Origin of the sequence: Pseudonocardia pini, from assembly GCF_013870575.1 — a bacterium.
GTDB classification, from domain to species: domain Bacteria; phylum Actinomycetota; class Actinomycetes; order Mycobacteriales; family Pseudonocardiaceae; genus Pseudonocardia; species Pseudonocardia pini.
Genome location: NZ_JACBXB010000001.1, coordinates 45577 through 68070, shown reverse-complemented (window position 1 = coordinate 68070; position 22494 = coordinate 45577). Strand labels below are relative to the sequence as shown.

The following is a 22494-nucleotide window of genomic DNA, read 5'->3' as shown; positions in this document are numbered from 1 at the left end:
GCGGGATGTCCGTCGTGGAGGACGAGTCCGAGCTGCGGACCCGGTTCCCCGCCGCGGCGGAGGAGGCGCGCTCGGCCTTCGGCGACGGCCGCGTCTACCTCGAGCGGTTCGTGCACAACGCGCGGCACATCGAGGTGCAGGTCGTGGGAGACAAGCACGGCGCCGTGGTCCACGTCGGCGAGCGGGACTGCACCCTGCAGCGCCGCCACCAGAAGGTCGTCGAGGAGTCGCCCGCCCCCAACCTGCCGGAGGAGATCCGCCAGGACATCCGGCGCGGCGGGGTGGCGTTCGCCGAGGCACTGGGCCTCGACAGCGCGGGCACCGTCGAGTTCATCTACGACGCCGACCGCAAGACCTACGCGTTCCTCGAGTTCAACGCCCGGATCCAGGTCGAGCACCCGGTCAGCGAGCTGGTGTCCGGGATCGACCTGGTCGCCGCGCAGCTGCGGGTCGCCGGGGGCGAGCCCCTCGGGTTCGCGCAGGAGGACGTCGCTGTCACCGGGCACGCCGTCGAGGTCCGGATCACCACCGAGGACCCGGCGCGCGGGTTCACCCCGCATCCCGGCACCGTCTCGGTCTGGGAACCCCCTGTGGGAGAGGGGATCCGCGTCGACTCGCACTGCGAGCCCGGCTACGTGGTGACGCCCTACTACGACTCGCTGCTGGCGAAGGTCGTCGCGCACGGCCCGGACCGGGACACAGCGATCGACCGGATGCTCGCGGCGCTCGACGCCCTGCGCGTCGAGGGCGTGCCGACGACCCGCGAGTTCTGCCGCTTCGCCCTCGACCACGCCGACTTCCGGGCCGGCCGCGTGACCACCGACTGGATCGCCGCCCGCGGCCTGCCCGACTACCTGGAGAGCCTTCGATGACCTACCTGGACGTCGCCCCGGAACGCCGCAAGATCGAGATCATCGACCAGACCCTGCGGGACGGCCCGCAGAGCTGGTGGGGCATGAAGCTGCGCCGCGACATGGGTCTGCCCATGGCGGCCGAGCTGGACCGCACCGGGTTCCACACCATCGACCTGGTCGGCAGCTCGATCTTCGAGGTCCTCGCCCGGCACTGCAAGGAGGACCCCTGGGAGCAGCTGATCTCGCTGTCGAAGGCGATGCCGCGCACCACCGTCCGCGCCGGGACGCGCAGCAACGGCATCGTGACCTTCGGGCTCACCGCGGACAGCGTGATGGACCTGTGGGTGCAGCGCCTCGTGGCGCACGGCATCGGCAGCTTCTGGATCTACGACGGCCTGTTCAACACCGACAAGATCGGCAGGCTGGTCAAGACGGCGCAGGCCGAGGGCGCCAAGGCGATCCCCTGCATCCTCTACGCCGACAGCCCCTTCCACACCGACGAGTACTACGCGGCGCGCACGAAGGAGCTCGTCGCGCTCGGCGCGGACGGCATCGAGCTCGAGGACGCCGCGGGCCTGCTCACCCCCGAGCGCACCCGCACCCTGGTCAGGGCGATCAAGCAGGCCGCGGGCACGCTGCCGGTGGAGATCCACTTCCACAGCAACAACGCCCTCGCCCCGATCAACTACCTGGAGGGGGTGCTCGCGGGCGCGGACGTCGTGCACACCGCGTCGCAGCCGCTCGCCGCCGGGGTCTCGCTGCCCTCGACCGAGAACACCGTCTCCAACCTCCGCTACGCCGGGTACGACGTGGAGCTCGACGAGTCCCGCTTCGCCCCGGTCGCCGAGCACCTGCGCCGGGTCGCCGAGTACGAGAACCTGCCGGTCGGGCAGCCCGCCGAGTACTCGCTGTTCCTCTACCGCCACCAGCTGCCCGGTGGGATGAGCGGGACGTTCAAGGACCAGCTCAAGGCCCGCGGCATGGCGGACCGCTTCGAGGAGGTCCTCGACGAGATGTCCCGGGTCCGCGAGGAGCTGGGCTACCCGGTCATGGCGACCCCGTTCTCGCAGCTCGTGGGCACCCAGGCCGTGCTCAACGTCGTCACCGGGAAGCGGTACTCGGTGGTGCCGGACGAGGTGATGATCTACGCCAACGGCTTCTACGGCCGCCCGGTGGCGCCGCTGGACCAGAACGTCCTCGACACGATCATGAGCTCGGCGAAGGCCAAGTCGTACAAGGACTGGGAGCCGCCGCAGCCGAGCCTGACGGAGCTGCGCGAGCGCTTCGGCGGGTCGATCTCGGACGACGAGCTGATCCTGCGCCTGCTGGTGCCGGAGAACGACGTGGAGATCATGCGGGCCACCCCGCAGCGCAACCGCGACTTCGCGCCGACCACGAAGGAGGCGCGGTTCATCCGGGAGCTGGTGGAGACCTCGGTGGGTGCGTACCTCCACATCGACGGCCCCGGCTTCGAACTCACCCTTGAAGGGGACCACTGATGGCCGCGGACGCGCCGTCCTCCGAGCTCGGGGTGGGCCGTCCGACCAAGCGTCGCCCCGGCTCCGCCGTCGGCGGCCTCCCCGTCGCGGACTCCCGGCCCGTCCTGGACGGCGACGCGGTGCTGGGCCTGCGGTGCACCGTGTGCCGCTACCCGGTGGCACAGACCGGCATCCCGTGGTGCCCGTCGTGCTACGGGCCGCTCGAGCCGGCGCGGTTCGACACCGGCGGGACGGCCTTCTCGTCCACGGTCGCGCGGATCCCGGTGGGGACGCGCAAGGCGCCGTTCGCGCTGGCCTACCTCGACCTCGACGACGGCCCCCGTGTACTCGTGCACCTCGCCGAACCCGAGGTGGTGCCGCTCGGCGCCCGGCTGCGGATCACCGGGATGGACGAGGGCGACCTGCTCGCGGAGGTGGCGTCGTGATCCAGGCGATGCTGTGGGGCGTCGGGACCAGCGACTACGGCCTGCAGCCGGAGCGCCGCGTCGAGGCCCTGGCCTGGACCGCGGTGGGCGAGGCGGTGGCGGACGCCGGCATCGCGGTGGACGAGATCGACGCGATCATCGTCGGGTCCGTCTTCGGCCCGCCCGGGGTCGCCACCCGTGTGCAGCGGGGGATCGGGCTGCCCGGAGTGCCGATGTGGACCATCGAGAACGCCTGTGCCAGTGGGACGAGCGCCTATCACGAGGCGGTCCAGACCGTGCGGGGCGGCCGCTACCGGTGCGTGCTCGTGCTCGGCGTCGACCAGATGTCGACGCTGTTCTCCGGTGCGATCGTGCCCGAGGCGACCGACCCCGAGGGCGCGGCCTCGCTGCCGTTGCCGGGGGTCTACGCGATGGGCGCGCAGCGCTACGTCCAGGAGTTCGGGGTGACGCCCGAGCAGCTCGCCGCGGTGGCGGTCAAGAACAAGCGCAACGGCCTGGACAACCCGCGGGCCCAGCTGCGGAAGGCTGCGCCCACCATCGACGAGGTCCTGTCCTCCCGGATGATCGCGGACCCGCTCACCTTCCTGCAGTGCTGCCCCACCAGCGACGGGGCGGGCGCCCTGATCGTCGGAGGCGACCGGGGCAACCCGGACGACCTGCGGATCGAGGCGTCGGTGTCGGTGTCCGGCGCGCTCTGGGACCACCGCAGCAAGGAGGTGTGGGGCTACGCCTGCGTCGCGCGGGCCGCGGAGCAGGCCTACGCCGAGGCGGGCCGCACCCCGGCCGAGATGGACGTCCTGGAGGTGCACGACGCCTTCACCATCGGCGAGATCATGACCCTGGAGGCCCTGGGGCTCGCCCCCCTGGGCAAGGGGGCGGAGCTCGCGCCGTCGGGCCACACCGCGCGCGACGGGGCCCAACCGGTCAACCCGAGCGGTGGCCTACTGTCACGAGGTCATCCGCTGGGCGGCACCGGTCCCGCGCAGATCGCCGAGATCGCGTGGCAGCTGCGCGGCCGGGCCGGTGCCCGGCAGATCACCCGGCACCGCGTGGGCATGGTGGAGACGATGGGCGGCGCCGCCGCGGGCATGGACGGCAACGCCTGCGTCGTGACGATCCTGTCGACGTCGTGAACGCCGAGGGATGTCCACCTACGTGGACCGTCGGAGCTCGAGGACGCCGCCTACCGTCGCGCGCCGTGAGAAGGAGCGGGACGACGGGATGCAGGTGACCGAGTCCTATCCGGGACTTCTCGGCTTCCGTGAGGTGGTGGGTCTGCCCACCGCCGGGGGCGGTCGGGTGCGGGCCGGCATCCTGTACCGCAGTGGCACGCCGCAGTTCCTGGACGAGGACACGGCACGTCGCCTCCTCGCGGACACCGGGGTCACCGCGACGGTGGACCTGCGGCTTCCCCACGAGATCGAACAGGAGGGGCGCGGCCCACTCGACGGGCTCGGCGTGGCGCACCACCCCCACGCCATCCGGGTGGGCTCCCTCGTGTCGACCATGTCGGCCGTGGCGTCGATGGTCGGCGACGATCCGGTCCTCGAGACCTCTCTGCGCTACCTGGCAGAGGGTCCCGACGCGGTCGCGGCGGCGGTCGCCGAGCTGGTCCGACCCGGCGGGAGCCCGGTCCTCGTGCACTGCACGGTCGGCAGGGACCGCACCGGCGTCGTCGTGGCGCTGGCACTGGCCGCCGTCGGGGTCGATCGGACCGCGATCGCCACCGAGTACGGCCTGCTTCCCGAGGACGTGCCGCGCTCGATGGAGCGGCTGCGCGAGATGGTGTCCTACGCCGACGACGTCGACCTCTACCCGCGGGAGACGTTCGAGCTCGAGCCCGACACGATCCTGCGCTTCCTCGACGCCGTCGACCGCCTGCACGGCGGACCCCGCGAGTTCCTGCTCGCCCACGGCGTGACCCCTCAGACCCTCGTGGAGCTCGAAGAGCTCCTCGTGGAGACCTCACCCGCCCCACCGCTCGACGAGGAGCAACCATGAACATCACCGAGACGAAGACCTACGCCGCGGACCCCGATGCCGTCTGGAAGATCGTCGGCGACACGGGCGGGATCGCCGCGTGGGTCCCCGCCATCGAGAAGGCCCACCTCGAGGGCGATGTGCGGCACGCGACCTTCGCGGGTGGCGGGGGCGACGCGACCGAGCGGATCGTCGAGCACGACGACGCGGGCCGCACCTACGTCTACGAGTACCTGACCGGCCCGCTCCCGCTGCAGGAGTACCGGTCCCGGATCACCGTCCGCGACCACGCGGACGGGTCGGAGGTTCTCTGGGTCTCCGACTTCACCTCGGGCTCGCCCGAGGGCGACAAGGAGCTGGCCGAGGCCATCAGCGGCATCTACCGGGGCGCTCTCGACGAGCTCGCCACCGTGCTGGCAGGAGCATGAGCAACCCTGACCGAGCAGGCCTCGCCCACCCCGACCTCCATGCGCGCGTTCCGCTGGGACAACGACTCGAAGCGGCTCGTCCGCCGGGAGATCCCACTGCCGGCGCGGTGGCTGCGCAGGCTGCACGCCCAGGGGCGGCGCGCGGAGAATGACGAGGTCGATGCCGCCGCGACGCCGACCCGCTGCTCGTCGCACGGCCGCGGCGCGGGCCTGGCCTAGCTGGGCCGAGGTGCCGCGCCGCGACCGGAGCGGGTGCCCAGGCCGCCGTCGAGCGCTACCAGGGCCGGCTCTCCACCGCCGATCTCGACCTCGTCGCAGCGGCGGGCGAGCTCGTCCGCTCGTGGTACCTACTGCGACAGACCCGGCTCACCGTCTCCCACGGCGACCCGAGGGCGGACGACGTGCTGTTCGAGCAGGCGGAGGGTCTCACCCGCGCCGTCTTGATCGACTGGCAGGTCACAGGCCTGCGCAACCCGATGTACGACGTCGGCTATTTCCTCTCCGGCAGCCTGTCCGCCGAGGACCGCCGGGCCACCGAGCACGACCTGTTCGACGGCTACCTGCGCACGTTCTCGTCGATCGCCGGCACGACTGGGACTCGATCCGGGCGACCGAGTAGCGCGCCGCGAGCTGAAAGGAGGCGCGATGACCGCACCGATCATCGCGGAGCTCGTCGAGGGACACCGCGCCCGGTTCCTGGCGGGGTCCGCGGGACATGCCGAGATCGCCGCGCGCCTCCGTACGGACGTGCTGACCCTGTCGGACCCGTCGCTCGAACCCGCGTCGCTCACCGGCGCGCAGCTCGACGACCTGATCGCCTACAGCGGCTGGAACGTCTGGGACATGCTCGGCGCCCGGGCCACAGAGGGCGAGTCCGGCCTGATCCCGCGCCAGGAGTGCGAGGCCGATCCCGCAGAACACTGTCATCGCTGCTCGCCTTCGCTCGGGGAGGGTGGAGTGTGAGCTGTGGCAGGGCGCGCTGGCGCTCTAATGGAAGGGCTCGTCGGCCCGGCATCCCACTGGCGGTTCGTGACCCCAGCAGACCGCCACGGCCCTCGGTCTTGATCAGCGCTGGTGCGCCCGATCGCGGAAGAGGTGTCCGCGGCGGACAGCTCACGTCACGACCAACGAGCGGGAAGATCGACAGGTCGCTCGGAAGGTGGTCGGGGCCGGGCGCCGGTCTCGTTCTCCAGGCTTGAGGGCCTCTCCTGCAAGCAGGCGTCCTGGCCCCGATCGCTGCCGATCAGATCCTCAAGCGTGCCGCCTGAGGTTCCCCCGCTTTCCACGGAGACTCCTTACACGGCTCCGGCCATGATCGTCGATCTCCGAGCAAGCGGGGGAACCTCAGTGGACCCGGCGGCCGTCGACTGACTGTGAGGCTGTTTCACGCCCCTCCAGGCTCGCCTGAGGACATACCCCGAACGGGTGGTGAGTTCCGACTGTTCCGCAGGTCCGGGCCCTGTCCGCGGCCCTCTCCGACCGTCGTCCGTACCCTTCGTCCATACACATCGTTTAGTCACCTGTAGGGCGGCCGCGAGGTGGCTGTCACGACGAGGGCGTCGAGGTCGGGAGGCACGGTGCGTCGAGTGCGATCACCGCGGGACGGGCGGGGCCGCTGATGGCGACTCCCGTGCTGAGCAAGGCGATCAAACCGGTTGGCGGGTTCTTCGCCTTCACCCTGGACACGTTCGTGGCGATGTTCCGCCGGCCGTTCCAGTGGCGCGAGTTCCTGCAGCAGACGTGGTTCGTGGCGAGTGTGTCGCTCGGTCCGACCATCCTGCTGGGCATCCCGTTCGTGGCGCTGGTGACCTTCCAGTTCAACATCGTGCTGGTCGAGCTGGGGGCCATCGACCTCTCGGGGGCGGGTTCGGGCTTCGCGACGATCACTCAGATCGGCCCGGTGGCCACGACCTTCATCATCGCGGGAGCGAGCTCCACGGCGATCTGTGCGGACATCGGTGCGCGGAAGATCCGCGAGGAGCTCGACGCCATGGAGGTCCTCGGCATCGACCCGGTGCAGCGTCTGGTCGCGCCGCGCGTGCTGGCGACTGCGCTCAACGCCGCGATGCTCAACGGCGTCATGATCCTCATCGGACTGGCGGGCGGCTATGTCTTCGGCGTCTATCTGCAAGGGGCCAGCCCCGGGCAGTACGTCGACTCGCTCGACCTGCTCGTGAGCTTCAAGGACCTGGTGCACGGGGAGATCCGCGCGGTGTGCTTCGGCGTGGTCGGCGCCCTGATCGGCTGCTACCGGGGGATGACCTGCGGCGCGGGCCCCCGTGGTGTCGGGAACGCGGTGAACGAGACGGTGGTCTACACCTTCCTCGCGCTGTTCCCGCTCAACATCATGTTGACCCAGATCCCGTACTCGCTCGGGATCGTGTGAGGGGAAGAGCGATGGAGTCGAGGTTCCTCAACGGGGTCAAGAAGGTCGCGGGCGCCCCGCTGCGCCTGCTCGACGACCTCGGCCGGCAGGCCGAGTTCTACGGCAAGTCGATCGCCTGGACCCCCAAGGCCGTCAAGAGCTACAAGGGTGAGCAGGTCCGGCTGATCGCCGAGGTCGGCATGAGCACGGGCGCGCTCGCGGTCATCGGCGGTTCGTCGATCATCACCCTCTTCATCACGCTGTTCGCAGGCGTCACCGGTGGCCTGCAGTCCTTCAGTGCTCTCAAGGACCTGCAGCTGGAGGCGCTGGGCGGCTTCACGAGCGCGATCATCAACCCGCGGCTGCTGGTGCCGATCGTCGCGGGCGCCGCGCTGGCCGCCACCGTCGGCTCGGGCTTCACCGCCCAGCTCGGTGCCATGCGCGTCGCCGAGGAGATCGACGCGCTGGAGGTCATCGGCGTCCGCTCGCTGCCGTACCTCGTCACGACGCGCCTGGTGGCGGGCATGATCACGATCATCCCGATCTTCGCGATGGCGATGGTCGGGGCCTGGGTCGGGTGGAAGGTCACGCAAGTCAACTTCTTCGGCTTGTCCGAAGGGACGTACAACCACTACCTCGACACCTTCATGCAGTGGCAGGACATCCTCTTCTCCTTCGCGCAAGCACTCGGGGTCGCCGTGGTGGTCATCCTCATCCACACCTACTACGGCTACACGGCCAAGGGCGGGCCCGCGGGCGTGGGCCAGGCCGTGGGCAAGGCCGTGCGGACGAGCCTGATCGCCGTGCTCGCGATGGAGCTCGTGATCTCGATGGCGCTCTACACCAACTCCGACGTCTTCCGGATCTCGGGGTGACGACGTGAAGTACAAGATCTACGCCCTCGTGCTCCTCGGCATCGTCGGGGGATTCGTCGCGCTGTGCGTCGGCGCAGCCAACGAGGCGTTCACTCCCTATGCCCGGGTCATGCTGAGCGCTGATCGGGCCGGCCTGCAGATGTACTCGGGCAACCGGGTGCAGATGCGCGGCGTCGACGTCGGCAAGGTCGAGTCCGTCACCCTTGCCGACGGCGGCCGGTCCGTCGACATCGCTCTCGACATCGACCCCGAGCTGCTGGGGATGATCCCCTCCAACGTGGGGGTCACCCTGAACCAGTTGACGGCGTTCGGGCAGAAGTCGGTCGCGCTCGTGGAGCCGACCCAGCCCACCGTCCGCACCCTGGCTGCAGGAGACCTCCTCTCCACCGGGCGGGTCAGCGTCGAGGTGGACAACCTCTTCGAGAACCTCACCGAGGTGCTGGACACCGCCCAGCCCGCCAAGGTCAACGCCGTGCTCGGCTCGATGGCCCAGGCGCTCGACGGCCGTGGCGACGAGCTGGGGGACACCCTGGTCCGGCTCGGCGACTACCTGCGGAAGTTCAACGAGAACCTGCCCACCCTCGAGCGCGACTTCGCCAAGGGTGCGGACACCGCGAACGCCTACGCCGACATCGCCCCGGACCTCGGACGGGTGCTGGACAGCTTCTCCACGACCAGCCGCACGATCGTCGAGCAGCAGGCTCAGGTGGACGGGTTCCTCTACCAGGTCACGCGGGCCTCGCGGATCGGGCAGGACTTCTTCGCCGTGAACGGGGACGGATTGATCGAGACGGTGCGCACGGCGTTGCCGACGACGTCGCTGCTCAGTGAGTACTCGCCGGAGTTCGCCTGCTTCCTGCAGGGTGTCGACCACTCGAACCGGCGCGCGGAGAGGTTCTTCGGCGGGGAGGGCAGCGTGGCCGCGATCAGCGGCAACGTGACGTTCGAGCCCGGCGAGGAGGTCTACCGCAACCCCACGGACCTGCCGGAGATCGACAACGCCCGCGGACCGGACTGCTACGGCCTGCCGGACCTCGACGGCCGCGCGGTCCCGAACTCCGCGGTCGAGGCCCAGACCCCGCCCGCAGGGACGAACGACCAGCGCGAGTCGGTTCGCGTCGGTGACCCGCCGCTCGTCGTGCAGCTGTTCGGACCACTGGCCGGTGCGCCGCTGACGACGGACCCGGGAGCCACCGGTGCCCTCACCACCCCGGGATCGGCGGGTCCGCGATGAGCTCCACCTCGCAGGCGGTGGTCAAGCCCGCCCTCAAGAGCGCGGTCTTCGTCGCCTTCTCCCTGGTCGTCCTGCTGGTCATCTCGCTCGAGCTCGGCGCGAACGTGGCGGGCCTGCACGACCGGGTCGAGTACTCCGCGGAGTTCACCGACACCTCCGACCTGCAGGTCGGAGACTCGGTCCGGGTCGCGGGCGTGGACGTCGGCGAGGTGACGGACGTCGAGCTGGCGGAAGCGAACCTGGCGACCGTCGCCTTCACCGTCGACCGCACCCGTCCGCTGCCCGCGGACGCCCAGCTGGTCATCCGCTACCTCAACCTCACCGGGGACCGGTACCTGGAGGTCGGCCGTGGTGGCGGCAGCGGCGTCCTCGACGAGGGCGCCCTGATCCCGGTCGCCCACACCACGCCTGCACTGGACCTCGACATCCTGCTGGCGGGGTTCGACCCGCTCTTCGAGGGCCTCGCCCCCGAGGAGATCAACGGCTTGACCAGCGACCTGATCTCGGTGTTGCAGGGCCAGGGCGGGACGTTCGAGTCCATCCTGTCCCGGATCGGCTCGCTGACGAACACCCTCGCCGACCGGGACCAGGTCATCGGGCAGGTCGTCGCCAACCTGAACACGGTGCTCGGCACGCTGTCGGAGAAGGGGCCCGAGCTGGACCGCACGCTCGACCGGCTGCAGGTGCTCGTCACCGGCCTCGCCGAGGACCGCGAGCGGATCGGCCGGGGACTGGAGTCCTCGCAGCGGCTGGTCACCAGCGTCGACGACTTCCTCGGCAAGGCCCGCGGGCCACTCGTCGGGACCGTCGACCAGGTCAAGCGCGTCGCGGACCTGGCCAACGAGGGCGAGGAGAAGATCGACGAGGTGCTGTCGATGCTGCCCGGCGCGTACCTGCGGGTCAGCCGGGTCGCCTCCCGCGGTGCCATGTACCAGCTGTTCATCTGCTCGCTGCGGGTGAAGGTCACCGGCCCGGACGGCCAGCCGTTGTACTCGCCGATGGTCGGCCCGAGCGACAACGTCGAGCGCTGCCGCCCCGACGACGTCGCCCCGTTGGAGACCCCCGAACAGCGCATCGCGAACGAGGGCGGTGGACGATGAGCAAGCTGAAGTTCCGGGAGAAGAACCCGGTCACCATCGCCCTGGTCGGCGTCGGGGCGATCCTCGTGATCATCTTCGGTTCCTTCCAGATCGCCGCGCTGCCCTTCATCGCGGGCAGCCGCTACGAGGCCGTGTTCAGCGAGGCGGGCGGGCTCAACACCGGCGACAAGGTCAAGCTCGCCGGCACCGAGGCCGGGCAGGTCACCGACGTGACCTTGGAGGACGGCGACGTCGTCGTCACCTTCACCGTCAAGGGCGTCGGCCTCGGCGACGAGTCGGTGGCCACCATCGGCACCCAGACCCTGCTGGGCGAGCGGAACCTCGAGGTGACCTCGCGCGGCGGGGGAGAGATGTCCGCGGGCGACCGGATCCCGCTCGCCCGGACCACCGCGCCGTACAGCATCACCGAGGGCATCGAGGACGTCACCCGGCGGACCGGGGAGATCGACACCCGGCAGGTCGGCGACGCGCTCGACGTCTTCGCCGAGACGTTCAAGGACACGCCCGACGACCTGTCGGCGGCTTTCCAGGGCATCAGTCGGATCTCCGAGACCATCGCCTCGCGCGACCAGGCACTGCGGGATCTGCTCGGGAAGGCGAACGACGTCAGCGGCATCCTCAGCGAGCGCAGCGCACAGCTGTCGACCCTGCTCGTCGACGGCAACGCCCTCCTCGGCGAGCTGCAGTCCCGCCGCGAGGTGATCGCGAGCCTGCTGCGCGACACCACGCGGGTGACCGAGCAGATCATCGCGCTGAACGAGGAGCAGCGCGGTCGGCTGCAGCCCGCGTTGGCCGAGCTGAACCACACGATCGACATCCTGCAGCGCAACGAAGGCAACATCGGTGCCGCCGTCGAGCGGGTGTCCACCTTCATCACCGGCCTCGGCGAGGGGCTCCAGCACGGCACCTCGTTCACCGGCTACGCCGAGCTCGGCGGACTCGGGGTGTTCCCGACCGCGCAGTTCGTGCCCTCCCTCACCCTGCCCCTGCCCGGAGGTGACCGGTGAAGCCCACCGTGCGGTTCGTGCTGGTCGGAGTCGTGCTGGCGCTCGTCGTCGGTGCCGTGGTCGTGTTCCTGCAGACCGGCACCAAGACGGGCACGGCGTACTTCACCACGGTCAAGAACGTCTACCCGCTCGACCGGGTGCGCATCCAGGGGGTGGACGTCGGGCGGATCGAGTCGATCACACCCGAGCCCGGCCGCGTCCGCGTCGAGTTCAGCTACGACTCGCAGTACGACATCCCGGCGGACGCCGGCGCCGCCGTCGTCACGCCGACGCTGGTCGCCACCCGGTTCCTCCAGATCGCGCCCGCCTACAAGGGCGGCCCGGTCCTGGAGGACGGGGGCGAGATCCCGCAGGAGCGGACCGTCTCGCCGCTGGAGTTCGACGACCTCAAGAAGGAGCTCTCCCGGGTCGCCACCCAGATCGGGCCGAACGGCGAGGACCCGCGAGGCGCGCTGAACCACTTCCTCGACGTCTCCGCACAGAACGCCGACGGCCGCGGTCAGGAGTTCCGCACGATGGTCCAGGACGCCTCGAAGGCGTTGCAGACCCTCGCCGACGGCCGTGAGGACCTGTTCGGGACGGTGCGAAACCTGCAGGTGCTGGTCTCCACGCTCTCCGGCATGGGCGACGACATCACCGAGTTCAACAGCAGGCTCGCCGACGTCTCGGGTGTCTTCGACGAGAACCGGGACCAGCTGGCCCAGGCCATCGCCGGGATCGACCGGGCGGGCGCCGCGATCGACGAGTTCGTGCAGACCAACGGCCCCGAGCTCACCGCGACGGTGGACAAGCTGGGCCGCTTCAACGGAGAGCTCGCCCAGCAGCGCGACGACCTGGCCCAGATCCTGCACGTCGGCCCGAACACCTTGCAGAACTTCATGAACGTGTTCTCGCCGACCGGACACGCGGTGACCGGGACGCTGACGGTCAACAACCTCGACACCCCGGCGGACTTCGTCTGCTCGGCGTTCGCGGCGGCCGCGGCGCACAGCGCCAAGGAGGGCACGGACTCGTGCGTCACCTACCTCGGCCCGCTGCTGAACCTGCTGCGCGTGCAGCAGCCGCCGATCGGGGTCAACCCGATCGCGCGGCCCGGCGGCGGCGTCTCCTCGGAGCGCCCCGGCGTCGTCGAGACCCCCTCGGGTGTGGCGCCGGCGAACGACAAGCTCGTGCCCTCGACGGACATCCCGGGCCTCGGCGGCCTGCTGACGGGAGGCAACTGATGAAGCGGGTCGTCGGCGCCCTGGTGGCGAGCTCCGTACTCGCCCTGTCCGGATGCTCGTGGGGCGGGGTCAACTCCTTCCACCTGCCCGGCACCCAGGGCTCGGTGAGCGGCTCCTACAGCGTCGACATCCAGATGGAGGATGTCGGCAACCTCGTGGCCAACAACCCCGTCCGGCTCCGGGACGTCAACGTCGGCACCATCACCGGCATCCGGCTCGACGACTGGAACGCCGTCGTGACGGTCAGCCTCAACCCCGACGTCGAGCTGCCCCGCGACACGCGGGCGAAGATCGGGCAGGGCAGCCTGTTGGGCGCGAAGTTCGTGCAGCTCGACGCCCCGGAGGCCTCCGCGTCGCCCCGGCTCGCCGACGGGGACGTCATCCCGCTGGCGCAGACCGGGCGTTACCCGGAGACCGAGGACGTCCTGGCGTCGGTCGCCGCCCTGCTCAACGGCGGCGGGCTGCAGCACATCAAGACGATCACCGGGGAGCTGGACCGGGCCCTGTCCGACCGCACCCCGCAGATCCGAGACCTGCTGACCCAGCTGGACACCTTCGTGACCGGCCTGGACGAGCAGAAGGGCGAGATCGTCCGCGCGATCGACGGACTCGACCGGATGGGTGCCGCCTTCGCCGACCAGGACCCTGCCCTGCGCGAGGCACTCGACGCCGTTCCGCCCGCGCTGGAGGAACTGGAGGCGCAGCGCGCCGACCTGGTGGACACCCTCGACGCGCTCGGCGGCTTCGGGGCCGAGACCGACCGTGTCCTCGGCGCGGCCGGAGACGACCTGGCTCAGAACCTGGCCAACCTGGAGCCCGCGCTCAAGGGGCTGGCCGACGCCGGTCCCTCCATGGTGGACTCGCTCTACCTGCTCGGCACGGTGGCGTTCCCGCTGCGCACCTTCGACAAGTACGTTCGCGGCGACTTCATCAACTTCTCCGTCACCGTGGACCTGACACTGGGCACACTCGACCACAACTTCCTCACCAACACCCCGTTCGCGGGGGCGCTGGGGCAGGTGGAGACCATCCTGGCCAACGGCGGCACGGTCACCCAGGCCGTCGACCCGCTGCTGCCCGCTCCGCTCCCCGAGGAGAACCGGCTCCCGGCGATCCCGCCGCTGCCGGGGCTCTCGCCCGCCGACGGGCGGCCCGCGCCCAACCCCGCGCCGGACGCGAACACCCAGGCGCCGGACCCGATCGACCCGAACGCCCCCTCGCCGGGCCCGCTCGGTGGGCTCCTCGACCCCCTCACCGGAGGGATCCGATGACCTCGTTCGTCAAACGGCAGCTGGTGATCTTCACCGTGCTGTCCGTCGCGGCCTTCGCGATCATCGCGTTCGGCTACCTGAGGGTGCCGACGCTGCTCGGCCTCGGCCAGATGAGCGTGACCGCGCGGGTGCCGGTGGCGGGCGGGATCTACCCGAACGCCAACGTCACCTACCGCGGCGCCACCATCGGCAAGGTCACCGACGTCCGGTTGGCCGAGGACGGCGGGGTGGACGTCGTCATGTCCGTCGACGCCGCCCAGGCCCCGCCGGAGGACAGCCGGGCCGAGATCCACTCCGTGTCCGCCATCGGTGAGCAGTTCGTGGACTTCGTGCCCACGGACACGCCCTCGTCGACGGCCCTGGCGGACGGCGCGTTCGTGCCGGAGGAGCGCACGTCGATCCCGCTGCCCACCGCGGCCGTACTCGACGACGTGGACACCCTGCTCAAGACGGTGAACCCAGACGACCTCAGCGTCGTCCTGCGGGAGTTCGACACCGCCTTCCGCGGCATCGGCCCGGACCTGGCCTCCATCGCGGACAACACGAAGCTGCTGCTCGACACCGCGGACGTGAACTACGCGCAGACCGAGCAGCTCATCCGTGACGCGGAGCCGTTCCTGGACAGCCAGGTCGCGTCCGCGGACGACGCCCGGGCCTGGTCCGCCCGTCTCGCCCGGGTCACCGAGCAGCTCGAACAGAGCGACAGCGACCTTCGCGGCGCGCTGCGCAACGGCGAGGCGGCGGGGCAGCAGGCGGGCAACCTGCTCGACCAGCTCCGCGGCCCCACGCCGACGCTGATCGACAACACCCTCGTCCTGACGAGGCTGGCCGAGGCCTACCACGCTCCGATCGAGCAGGTCCTGGTCACCTACCCGGCGTTCGCCGCCTTCTACCAGTCGGCGCTCGGCCCGAACGGTCGCGAGTCGATCAACTTCAACATCAAGCTCAACCCGAACCGGCCCGCCTGCTACGAGGGCTGGGTCGGACCCGGGACGGAGCTGGGCCCGCGAGACGCCTTCGAACTCTCCGACATGCCGTTCCCGGCAGACCAGTACTGCAAGCTCGCCCAGGACGACGATCGCCTGGTCCGCGGCTCGCGCAACCTGCCGTGCTTCGAGCCGGGCTCGCCCGTCGACCGACGGTCGGCCACGGTCGAGCAGTGCCGCGGCGACGGGTTCACCTCGGGAGTGGGACCGGGGACCCAGCTGCAGATCGGCGGGCCTCTCAACGACCTGCCGCTCACCACGACGCCGACGCCCGCCGACACGCTCGTCGGTGCCGATCCCGGCCCACCGGGCACGGCACCGAGCGACCTGCGAGGGCTACTGCTGCCGCCGTCACCTTGAGGCGACCACGGTCGTTGGACACGTTGTATGGACAGCCCGACCACTCGATGACGAGACGAGGTGACACCTCCATGCTGACCGACGAGAAGGACGCCCCCTCCACGGCGCCGGCTGCGGCGGAGGAGGGCACGACGGAGAACCCGCCCGACGCCGACGCGGTCGCGGTCGCGGAGGCAGGTGAGACCGACGCGCCGCGTCGGACTCGGCTGCCGCGACCGGCCACCCTCACGGCCGCGTTCCTGTTATTGCTCCTGGTCGCAGGCGCCGTCGCGACCGCGGTGTGGTGGAACGCGGGCAGGCATGCCGAGGAGCGGCGCGCCGCAGCACTGTCGGCCGCGCAGGACATCGCAGTGGCCCTGGTGTCGGTCAGCTCGGACACCGCCGACCAGGACGTGCGCCGGATCCTCGACGGAGCCGTCGGCGACTTCGGGAAGATCTTCTCCGAGAACCTGGAATCCTATGTGGACATCGTCCGGAAGGGTGGCGTCCAGGCGAACGGCGAGGTCGCCGCGGCGGGGCTGGAGCGCATCGACGACCGCACGGCCCGGGCGTTCGTCGCCATGCGGGCCACGGTCACCAACCAGCAGGCCCCGCAGGGCGAGGAGCGGACCTACCGGATGGCGGTGGAGGTCACCGAGCAGCCCGACGGGCGCTGGCTCGCCGACCGGGTGGAGTTCGTCCCGTGAGCGCCCCGACCGGCGAGACGACCGAGGCCGCCGAGTTCACCGAGCCCACCGAGTCCAGGGCCACCGAGCCCACCGAGTCCACCGAGTCCACCGAGTCCACCGAGTCCAGGGCCACCGAGACCCACCCCGGCGAGGCGCCGTCCCGGCCGCTGTGGCGGCGCACCCCGATCCGGGTGTGCGCGGTGGTAGGGCTGCTGGCCCTGGTCGCGGGCGGAGTGTTCGGGGGGATGGCGTGGCGGCAGCACGCGACGGACACCGCCCGGGCCGAGGCCCTGCAGGCCGGTACGGCCGCGGCCGCCGAGCTGCTGTCGTACGACCACCGGACCCTCGATGCCGCCGTCGACCAGCGGATGGGTCTGGTGACCGGCGACTTCCGCGACCGCTACCGACAGCTGGTCACCGACACCGTCGCACCTGCCGCCAAGGCCCGACAGGTGGTCACGACCAGCACCGTCGTGGGCTCGTCGGTCGTCGACGACGACGGACCCGACCAGGTCTCCCTGCTGCTGTTCGTGAACCAGAGCTCCGAGGCGCCCGGACTCGCCGAGCCGTTGCTGACCGGCAGCCGGATCGTCATGACACTGCAGGACGTCGACGGTCGCTGGCTCACGTCGAACCTGGAGCCCGTGTGACGACCCGAACCGAAGGAGGCCGCGGGATGCCCGACACAGCCCCGCCCGACGAGGCGCCCACCACGGTCCTGCCGGCCGACACCGCGGAGCCGGCGCCGACACAGGAGCCGGTTCGCCCGAGCGGCTTCGGCAGGCGCGGCGTGATCGTGCTGGTCGTCCTGGCCCTGCTGCTCGCGAGCACGATCGCCACCGGCGTCCTCTGGCTGTCCGGACGCGGCGTGGAGGCGGACCGCGCCGCAGCGTTGGACGCAGCCCGGGCGGCAGCCGTCTCGCTCAGCTCGATCTCGGCCGACACCGCCGACGCCGACGTGCAGCGGGTACTCGACTCCGGCACCGGTGAGTTCGGCGACCTGTTCCGCCAGAACCTGGGCTCCTACGTGCAGATGGTCAAGGACTCCCAGGTCGGCTCGACCGGCGAGGTCACCGCCGCGGCGCTGAGCGAGGCCGATGAGGACTCGGCGAAGGCGCTCGTGGCGGTGCGCAGCGAGGTGCGGAACTCCCAGAGCCCCGATCCACAGCCGCGGCTGTACCGGATGCAGATGGACCTGGTGAAGGAGGGGGACCGATGGCTCGTCGCCACCTTGACGTTCGCAGGCTGACCCAGGCACCCGGGCGGTTCGCCACCCGGCCCCGAGCCGTCGGGATCGCTGCGGCCGCACTGGCGCTCGTGCTCGTCGCGGGGACCGTCACGTTCGGGCTGCTCGCTCTGAACGGGTCCGCGGTGCAGCAGGCTCGGGTGGACGCCGTCGCGGCGGCGGAGGAGGCCGTGCCGCGGCTGCTCTCCTATGACCACACCACGCTCGAGGCCGAGACCCCGCAACGCCTGGAGCTGCTGACCGGGTCGTTCAAGGACGACTACGCCCAGCTGATGCGTGACGTCGTGCTGCCTGCCGCCCGGCAGAGCAGCTTGATCACCTCGACCGAGCTCGTCGACTCCGGCGTCGTCACGGAGGACGGGCCGGACACCGTGACCGTGCTGTTGTTCCTGAACCAGTCGACCGGCGCGCAGGGCCAGGTTCCGGACGTCGCGGGCAGCCGGGTCCGGGCGACCCTCGAACGGCCCGACGACCGCTGGCTCGTCTCCGAGCTCACCCCCGTCTGACAAGAGAGAAAGAGGACCCCGTGCCCGGTGTCGAGGTGAAGGTCGAAGGGCTGTCGAAGTCCTTCGGCCGCGCGAACATCTGGTCCGACGTGACCCTGACCCTGCCCCCGGGCGAGGTGTCGGTGCTGCTCGGCCCCTCCGGGACAGGGAAGTCGGTGTTCCTGAAGTCCCTGATCGGGCTGTTGAAGCCGGAGAAGGGTTCGATCGTCATCCATGACACGGACCTGGTGCGCTGCAACGAGTCCAAGCTCTACGAGATCCGGAAGCTCTTCGGCGTGCTGTTCCAGGACGGTGCCCTGTTCGGCTCGATGAACCTCTTCGACAACGTCGCCTTCCCCCTGCGCGAGCACACCCGCAAGAACGAGTCCGAGGTCCGTGACATCGTCATGGAGAAGCTCGACCTCGTGGGTCTCAAGGGCGACGAGTCCAAGCTGCCCGGGGAGATCTCCGGCGGCATGCGCAAGCGCGCAGGCCTGGCCCGCGCGCTCGTGCTGGACCCCGAGATCATCCTGTTCGACGAGCCGGACTCCGGCCTCGACCCCGTCCGCACCGCGTACCTGAACCAGCTCATCATCGACCTGAACGCGCAGACGGACTCGACGTTCCTGATCGTCACCCACGACATCAACACCGCGCAGACCGTGCCGGACAACATCGGCATGCTCTACCGCAAGCACCTGGCCATGTTCGGCCCCCGCGAGGTCCTGCTGACCAGCGACGATCCCGTGGTGTCGCAGTTCCTCAACGGCCGTCGTCAGGGCCCGATCGGGATGAGCGAGGAGAAGGACACCGCCCAGGCCCAGCGTGAGATGGCCGAGGTCGACGAGCTGTCAGGGCTGCCCCCGCTCAAGCCGCAGATCGAGGCCAGCAGGGGGATGCCTGAGCGCAAGGCGGTCGCCCGCCGCCAGCGGCGGGTCCGCGACATGCTGCACACCCTGCCGCCCGCTGCGCAGGAGGCCATCCAGCGTTCCTTCGCCGAGCAGGAACACGCGAACGAGCGGACCGCCGTCGTCGGCGCGGCCCCCTACGGCCGCCCCGACGACGCCCCCACCACCGAGCTCCCTCGCGTCACCGAGCCACCGCTCGGTGCCCCGGTGGAGCGTCCCGGCCGCCACCACCACCGCTGACGGGAGCACCCATGGCGCACTACACAACCGTCGTGGTCGGCACGGACGGCTCCGACACCTCCTACGCGGCCGTCGAGCGGGCGGCCGCGGTCGCCGCCGGCAGCGGAGCCGCGCTGGTCATCGCCTCGGCCTACCACCCGGACGACGGAGCCCCCGGCGCTGCGGACGACGCGCTCAAGGGCGAGTCGTACCTGGTACACGGCTGGACCCCGGCCGAGGACAGCCTCCGCACGGCGCGCGACCGGGCGGTGGCGATCCTGCCCGCCGATCGAGTCACGACGACGGCGGCCGACGGCGGCCCGGTGGAGGTCCTGCTTCGCGTCGTGGCCGACCACGACGCCGACCTGCTGGTGGTCGGCAACCGCGGGCTGGGCACCCTCGCCGACCGTGTACTCGGGTCGGTCCCCTCCGATGCGGCCCGCCGCTCACCCGTCGACGTGCTGGTCGTGCACACCACCTGACCGGGCTCGCTCCCCACGAGGAGAGGGGTCCTGCTGCCCGCGGGCGGCAGGACCCCCTTCCTCTGTGCGTCGCCGCCGCGCCGCGTACCGGCCTGCGCGAGAGCGCTTCCACACGCGACCCGCCTCACCGGGTGCCGGGAGCGCGGCGAGATCCGGGCGGAACCATGCCGTCAACGGGATCTCGGGAACGAGATGGACGACGTCCGGCCGCCCTGGCCCCGGCAGCGCACCGAAGGCCTGGTCGAGAGCACGCGGCGTGAGAGCGGCGGCCTGCACGGCCGCCACCACGTCGCCTCCAGGGCCGCGGTGACACACGGCCAGGCCGACCCCGGGTAGCTCCCCGAGGGCATCCTCGACCTCTCGCGGATGCAGTGCGCCCGTACCGGACGGCAGGGCCGAGTCCTGGCGTCCGACGTACCAGAGGTCGCCGTCGGCGTCCGCTCGGAAGAGCTCGCCGGTGACGAGCCAGGCGTCGTCCGCGGCGAACACGCCGCGGCGTGGGACGGCGTCCCACAACTGCTGGTCGTGATCGACCTCGGCGAGCAACATCCCGACCTCGCCGGGTCCCACGGTCAACCAGTGGCCTTCGGCGTCGAGCACCGGTTCGCCCGACGGACCGAGCGCGACCAGCGCGGTGCGCGCCGTACCGGGGAGCGAGCGGCCCGCCGCGCCGACCTTCCGGCCGGAGACGTTGGCGAGGATCGCGTTCGACCGAGCCACCGCGAACAGCTCCAGGACCCGAGCGGGAGCGAACCGGTCGAGGGCCTGTCGCCAGACCGCGCGCGGGATCCCCGACCCGACGAACAGCCGCACCGGATGGTGTCGCTCCTCGGGCACCTCCGGTGCTCGGAGCAGGATGCTCAGCATCGCCCAGGTGTAGGGGACGACCGTTGCGCCGCACCGACGCACGTCCGGCCAGAAGCGCTCGGGGTCGAAACCGTGCGCGAGGGCCAGCCGGGCGCCCGCGACGACGGCGGCCGCGGTGCTCAACAGCAGCCCGGACGGGTGGTGGAGCGGGCTGGCGGAGTAGATGGTGTCCGCCGGGGACAGCGCGGTGGCCGAGGCGGCACCGAACGCCGACAGTGCCCAGCGCCGGTTGCTGACCGGCATCGCCCGGGTGCCCGCGCCCTCTCCGGTGAACAGGACGAACCCGAGGTCCGCGCCGAGTCCGGGATTCGGGGTGAACCAGTCCGGCACACTCGGGCGGGGCCCGACGGCGCGGACCTCGAGCACGGGGACGTCCACTCCGGTGACCCCGGGATCGGCGAGCAGCGACTCGATCCTGCCCAGCGCGGCCTCACGGGGGAGGTCACCCTCCGGGCGGAGCAGGACCGCGACGGCTCCGACCCGGCTCAGCGCCGCGACTGTCGTCAGGGCCCGCAGTCGGGACGAGATGGACACGCCGACGTGCTGGCCGCGGCGTACCCCGGCCGCGAGGAGCCGGGCGACGAGGTCGTCGATCCCCTCCTTGACGGCGGCGTGGGTGTGGGCCGTGTCGCCCAGCAGGAGCGCGGTGGCCGAGGGTCGGTCCGCGGCGGCCTCGTCGAGCAGCAGACCGTAGGAGACCCGTGTGTGGGAGCCGATCCGCTCGAGCCGGGCCAGCCGGGGAAGCTGCTCCACGGCGACCCGGACGATCTCCCGCCCCGAGTCGACGACCTGCGCGGACACCGACCCGGCAAGGCTCGGTGCGGCCTTGCCGGCGTCGATCGCCAACCGAGCGACCGACCACAGCGCGGAGACGAGGGTGGGCGCCGCCGTGGTCGGCGCGGCAGGCCCGGTGTCGCCGACCGGTCCGACCGCCTCGGGCTGCGGGCCACCCGTCTCCTGCCAATGCGCCCACTCGCCGACGGTCGGCCAGGTCACTCGGCTGGCGCGTGATCCCACACCCAGGCCGAAGTGGCCGGTCGGCAGAGAGCACTCGTAGACCTCCGCCCGGGGTGCCGCGCGGGCGATGTCCCGGACAGCGTGCGCGGGGGCGAACCCGTCCTGCGAGCCGGTGAAGATCAGGATGGGGCAGGTGAGGTCCGCGAGGGTGACCGTGCGGTCGCCGAACACCAGCCCTCCCCGCAGGAACCGCTCGTTGGTCATGCTCTCCATGACCTCGACGATCGCCGGTCCGGGGAAGGTGATCCAGCCGTCGCGGGCCAGGAACCGCCGCTGCCGTTCCCGGGGGAGCAGGGAGTCCCGGTCCCGCAGGGCGGCGAGGTACTGCACCTGGCCGCGGATCGCCCCGACCGGGCTGGTCCACTTGAACAGGTTGGCTGCGGCCCAGCCGGGGAGTCCGGTATGTCCGAGGACCGTGGTCCAGAGGCCCTGCAGCTCCTTGACCAGCTCTTCCGGCAGGTCGACCCCGGGGATCGACAAGGGCTGGAACGGACTGCCCAGGGCGAAGATGCTGCCCACGTCCTTGCAGGCCCGCAGCGCCGCAGCCTGGTAGCAGAACAGGCCGCCCTGGGAGTACCCGCCGATGTGTACCCGGCGCCCGGTCTGCTCGGCGACCTCGTCGATCGCCGCGGAGAGGGCGATGACGTGGTCGGTGACCGTGCGCCGCGATCCCCCGGGTTCGCTGCCGGGGTCTCCGAAATCGATGACCCAGGGCTCGAGGCCCGCCCGGTCGAGCAGGGCGACTGCACTGGTCGCGGGCGAGACGTCCCACACCTCGGCGGTCAGCATCAGCGGTGGGACGAGCAGGACCGGTGGGCGACCCGACGGAGTGTCGGGGAAGTACCGACGCAGACGGTGAGTCGGTCCGCGGCCTGCGATCTCGAAGGGTGAGGGCTCCTCACCGGTGTCGAGCCCACCGAAGCGGGCGTACTCGACGATGTTCGTCGCGGTCGAGGCGAGTCGGGTGGCCCAACCGGGCTCCTCGGTCGTCACCG

23 protein-coding genes and 1 pseudogene are annotated in these 22494 nt (G+C 71.1%); 23 read left to right on the top strand and 1 reads right to left on the bottom strand.

The window, feature by feature from the left end:
* From H5J29_RS00320 to H5J29_RS00210, 23 genes and pseudogenes are all read left to right on the top strand, one after another.
* The coding region (locus H5J29_RS00320) for an ATP-binding protein (RefSeq protein WP_446686469.1) at nt 1-872 on the top strand (872 nt) is incomplete at its 5' end.
* Nucleotides 869-2353 carry a hydroxymethylglutaryl-CoA lyase-like TIM-barrel protein gene (locus H5J29_RS00315; RefSeq protein WP_181778825.1) on the top strand — a complete coding sequence of 495 codons (1485 nt, stop codon included), beginning with the start codon at nt 869-871 and terminating at the stop codon, nt 2351-2353. The genes H5J29_RS00320 and H5J29_RS00315, both read left to right, overlap by 4 nt.
* Nucleotides 2353-2778 carry a Zn-ribbon domain-containing OB-fold protein gene (locus tag H5J29_RS00310; protein WP_181778824.1) on the top strand — a complete coding sequence of 142 codons (426 nt, stop codon included), beginning with the start codon at nt 2353-2355 and terminating at the stop codon, nt 2776-2778. The genes H5J29_RS00315 and H5J29_RS00310 overlap by 1 nt, the downstream gene beginning before the upstream one ends.
* Nucleotides 2775-3911 (top strand): thiolase family protein, encoded by a 1137-nt coding sequence (locus tag H5J29_RS00305; RefSeq protein WP_312858004.1) that lies wholly within the window; start codon nt 2775-2777, stop codon nt 3909-3911. Before H5J29_RS00310 ends, H5J29_RS00305 begins: the two co-directional genes overlap by 4 nt.
* A gap of 88 nt (nt 3912-3999) precedes the next feature.
* A complete protein-coding gene (locus H5J29_RS00300) occupies nt 4000-4779 on the top strand; it encodes a tyrosine-protein phosphatase (protein WP_220186827.1) in 780 nt (259 codons plus the stop codon).
* Nucleotides 4776-5186 (top strand): SRPBCC family protein, encoded by a 411-nt coding sequence (locus H5J29_RS00295; RefSeq protein ID WP_181778823.1) that lies wholly within the window; start codon nt 4776-4778, stop codon nt 5184-5186. Before H5J29_RS00300 ends, H5J29_RS00295 begins: the two co-directional genes overlap by 4 nt.
* 39 nt (nt 5187-5225) lie before the next feature.
* Nucleotides 5226-5405: a hypothetical protein gene (locus tag H5J29_RS00290; RefSeq protein WP_181778822.1), complete on the top strand. Its 180-nt coding sequence runs from the start codon at nt 5226-5228 to the stop codon at nt 5403-5405.
* A pseudogene (locus H5J29_RS34575) lies at nt 5369-5758 on the top strand (oxidoreductase family protein); the annotation flags it as partial. The gene H5J29_RS00290 and the pseudogene H5J29_RS34575, both read left to right, overlap by 37 nt.
* A 73-nt stretch (nt 5759-5831) precedes the next feature.
* Complete coding sequence (locus tag H5J29_RS34570) at nt 5832-6149, top strand: hypothetical protein (RefSeq protein WP_181778821.1); 318 nt, start codon at nt 5832-5834, stop codon at nt 6147-6149.
* Nucleotides 6150-6804: 655 nt separating this feature from the next.
* Nucleotides 6805-7572 (top strand): MlaE family ABC transporter permease, encoded by a 768-nt coding sequence (locus tag H5J29_RS00275; RefSeq protein WP_181778820.1) that lies wholly within the window; start codon nt 6805-6807, stop codon nt 7570-7572.
* An 11-nt stretch (nt 7573-7583) separates the two neighbouring features.
* On the top strand, nt 7584-8426 hold the full coding sequence (locus H5J29_RS00270) for an MlaE family ABC transporter permease (RefSeq protein ID WP_181778819.1): 843 nt from the start codon (nt 7584-7586) through the stop codon (nt 8424-8426).
* A gap of 4 nt (nt 8427-8430) precedes the next feature.
* The gene (locus H5J29_RS00265) at nt 8431-9660 is read left to right on the top strand and encodes an MCE family protein (protein WP_181778818.1); all 1230 of its coding nucleotides are present in this window, start codon (nt 8431-8433) and stop codon (nt 9658-9660) included.
* Nucleotides 9657-10760, top strand: coding sequence for an MCE family protein (locus H5J29_RS00260; RefSeq protein ID WP_181778817.1), 1104 nt, complete (start codon nt 9657-9659; stop codon nt 10758-10760). Before H5J29_RS00265 ends, H5J29_RS00260 begins: the two co-directional genes overlap by 4 nt.
* Complete coding sequence (locus H5J29_RS00255) at nt 10757-11767, top strand: MCE family protein (RefSeq protein WP_181778816.1); 1011 nt, start codon at nt 10757-10759, stop codon at nt 11765-11767. The genes H5J29_RS00260 and H5J29_RS00255 overlap by 4 nt, the downstream gene beginning before the upstream one ends.
* A complete protein-coding gene (locus H5J29_RS00250; RefSeq protein ID WP_181778815.1) occupies nt 11764-12990 on the top strand; it encodes an MCE family protein in 1227 nt (408 codons plus the stop codon). The genes H5J29_RS00255 and H5J29_RS00250 overlap by 4 nt, the downstream gene beginning before the upstream one ends.
* Complete coding sequence (locus H5J29_RS00245; protein ID WP_181778814.1) at nt 12990-14261, top strand: MCE family protein; 1272 nt, start codon at nt 12990-12992, stop codon at nt 14259-14261. Before H5J29_RS00250 ends, H5J29_RS00245 begins: the two co-directional genes overlap by 1 nt.
* Nucleotides 14258-15607 carry an MCE family protein gene (locus tag H5J29_RS00240; RefSeq protein WP_181778813.1) on the top strand — a complete coding sequence of 450 codons (1350 nt, stop codon included), beginning with the start codon at nt 14258-14260 and terminating at the stop codon, nt 15605-15607. Before H5J29_RS00245 ends, H5J29_RS00240 begins: the two co-directional genes overlap by 4 nt.
* A gap of 71 nt (nt 15608-15678) precedes the next feature.
* Nucleotides 15679-16293, top strand: coding sequence for an Rv1363c family protein (locus H5J29_RS00235; RefSeq protein WP_181778812.1), 615 nt, complete (start codon nt 15679-15681; stop codon nt 16291-16293).
* Nucleotides 16290-16925 (top strand): hypothetical protein, encoded by a 636-nt coding sequence (locus H5J29_RS00230; protein WP_181778811.1) that lies wholly within the window; start codon nt 16290-16292, stop codon nt 16923-16925. The genes H5J29_RS00235 and H5J29_RS00230 overlap by 4 nt, the downstream gene beginning before the upstream one ends.
* A 26-nt stretch (nt 16926-16951) precedes the next feature.
* Entirely contained in the window at nt 16952-17524 is a 573-nt protein-coding gene (locus tag H5J29_RS00225; protein ID WP_181778810.1) for an Rv1363c family protein, read from the top strand.
* The gene (locus H5J29_RS00220) at nt 17491-18027 is read left to right on the top strand and encodes a hypothetical protein (protein ID WP_181778809.1); all 537 of its coding nucleotides are present in this window, start codon (nt 17491-17493) and stop codon (nt 18025-18027) included. Before H5J29_RS00225 ends, H5J29_RS00220 begins: the two co-directional genes overlap by 34 nt.
* Nucleotides 18028-18047: 20 nt before the next feature.
* On the top strand, nt 18048-19154 hold the full coding sequence (locus H5J29_RS00215) for an ABC transporter ATP-binding protein (protein WP_181778808.1): 1107 nt from the start codon (nt 18048-18050) through the stop codon (nt 19152-19154).
* 11 nt (nt 19155-19165) lie between these two features.
* Complete coding sequence (locus H5J29_RS00210) at nt 19166-19615, top strand: universal stress protein (protein ID WP_181778807.1); 450 nt, start codon at nt 19166-19168, stop codon at nt 19613-19615.
* On the opposite strand, the gene H5J29_RS36055 is transcribed toward H5J29_RS00210, so the two are convergent.
* The gene (locus H5J29_RS36055; protein ID WP_220186826.1) at nt 19580-22492 is read right to left on the bottom strand and encodes an AMP-binding protein; all 2913 of its coding nucleotides are present in this window, start codon (nt 22490-22492) and stop codon (nt 19580-19582) included. The genes H5J29_RS00210 and H5J29_RS36055 overlap by 36 nt on opposite strands.
* Nucleotides 22493-22494 lie beyond the last annotated feature (2 nt).

Bases quoted from the DNA above. Each gene is read 5' to 3' on its own strand.
- H5J29_RS00260 (WP_181778817.1), top strand. From the start codon at position 9,657: ATGAGCTCCACCTCGCAGGCGGTGGTCAAGCCCGCCCTCAAGAGCGCG.
- H5J29_RS00270 (WP_181778819.1), top strand. From the start codon at position 7,584: ATGGAGTCGAGGTTCCTCAACGGGGTCAAGAAGGTCGCGGGCGCCCCG.
- H5J29_RS00220 (WP_181778809.1), top strand. From the start codon at position 17,491: ATGGCTCGTCGCCACCTTGACGTTCGCAGGCTGACCCAGGCACCCGGG.
- H5J29_RS00255 (WP_181778816.1), top strand. From the start codon at position 10,757: ATGAGCAAGCTGAAGTTCCGGGAGAAGAACCCGGTCACCATCGCCCTG.
- H5J29_RS00240 (WP_181778813.1), top strand. From the start codon at position 14,258: ATGACCTCGTTCGTCAAACGGCAGCTGGTGATCTTCACCGTGCTGTCC.
- H5J29_RS00295 (WP_181778823.1), top strand. From the start codon at position 4,776: ATGAACATCACCGAGACGAAGACCTACGCCGCGGACCCCGATGCCGTC.
- H5J29_RS00225 (WP_181778810.1), top strand. From the start codon at position 16,952: ATGCCCGACACAGCCCCGCCCGACGAGGCGCCCACCACGGTCCTGCCG.
- H5J29_RS34570 (WP_181778821.1), top strand. From the start codon at position 5,832: ATGACCGCACCGATCATCGCGGAGCTCGTCGAGGGACACCGCGCCCGG.
- H5J29_RS00315 (WP_181778825.1), top strand. From the start codon at position 869: ATGACCTACCTGGACGTCGCCCCGGAACGCCGCAAGATCGAGATCATC.
- H5J29_RS00235 (WP_181778812.1), top strand. From the start codon at position 15,679: ATGCTGACCGACGAGAAGGACGCCCCCTCCACGGCGCCGGCTGCGGCG.
- H5J29_RS00210 (WP_181778807.1), top strand. From the start codon at position 19,166: ATGGCGCACTACACAACCGTCGTGGTCGGCACGGACGGCTCCGACACC.
- H5J29_RS00275 (WP_181778820.1), top strand. From the start codon at position 6,805: ATGGCGACTCCCGTGCTGAGCAAGGCGATCAAACCGGTTGGCGGGTTC.
- H5J29_RS00290 (WP_181778822.1), top strand. From the start codon at position 5,226: ATGCGCGCGTTCCGCTGGGACAACGACTCGAAGCGGCTCGTCCGCCGG.
- H5J29_RS00310 (WP_181778824.1), top strand. From the start codon at position 2,353: ATGGCCGCGGACGCGCCGTCCTCCGAGCTCGGGGTGGGCCGTCCGACC.
- H5J29_RS00245 (WP_181778814.1), top strand. From the start codon at position 12,990: ATGAAGCGGGTCGTCGGCGCCCTGGTGGCGAGCTCCGTACTCGCCCTG.
- H5J29_RS00300 (WP_220186827.1), top strand. From the start codon at position 4,000: ATGCAGGTGACCGAGTCCTATCCGGGACTTCTCGGCTTCCGTGAGGTG.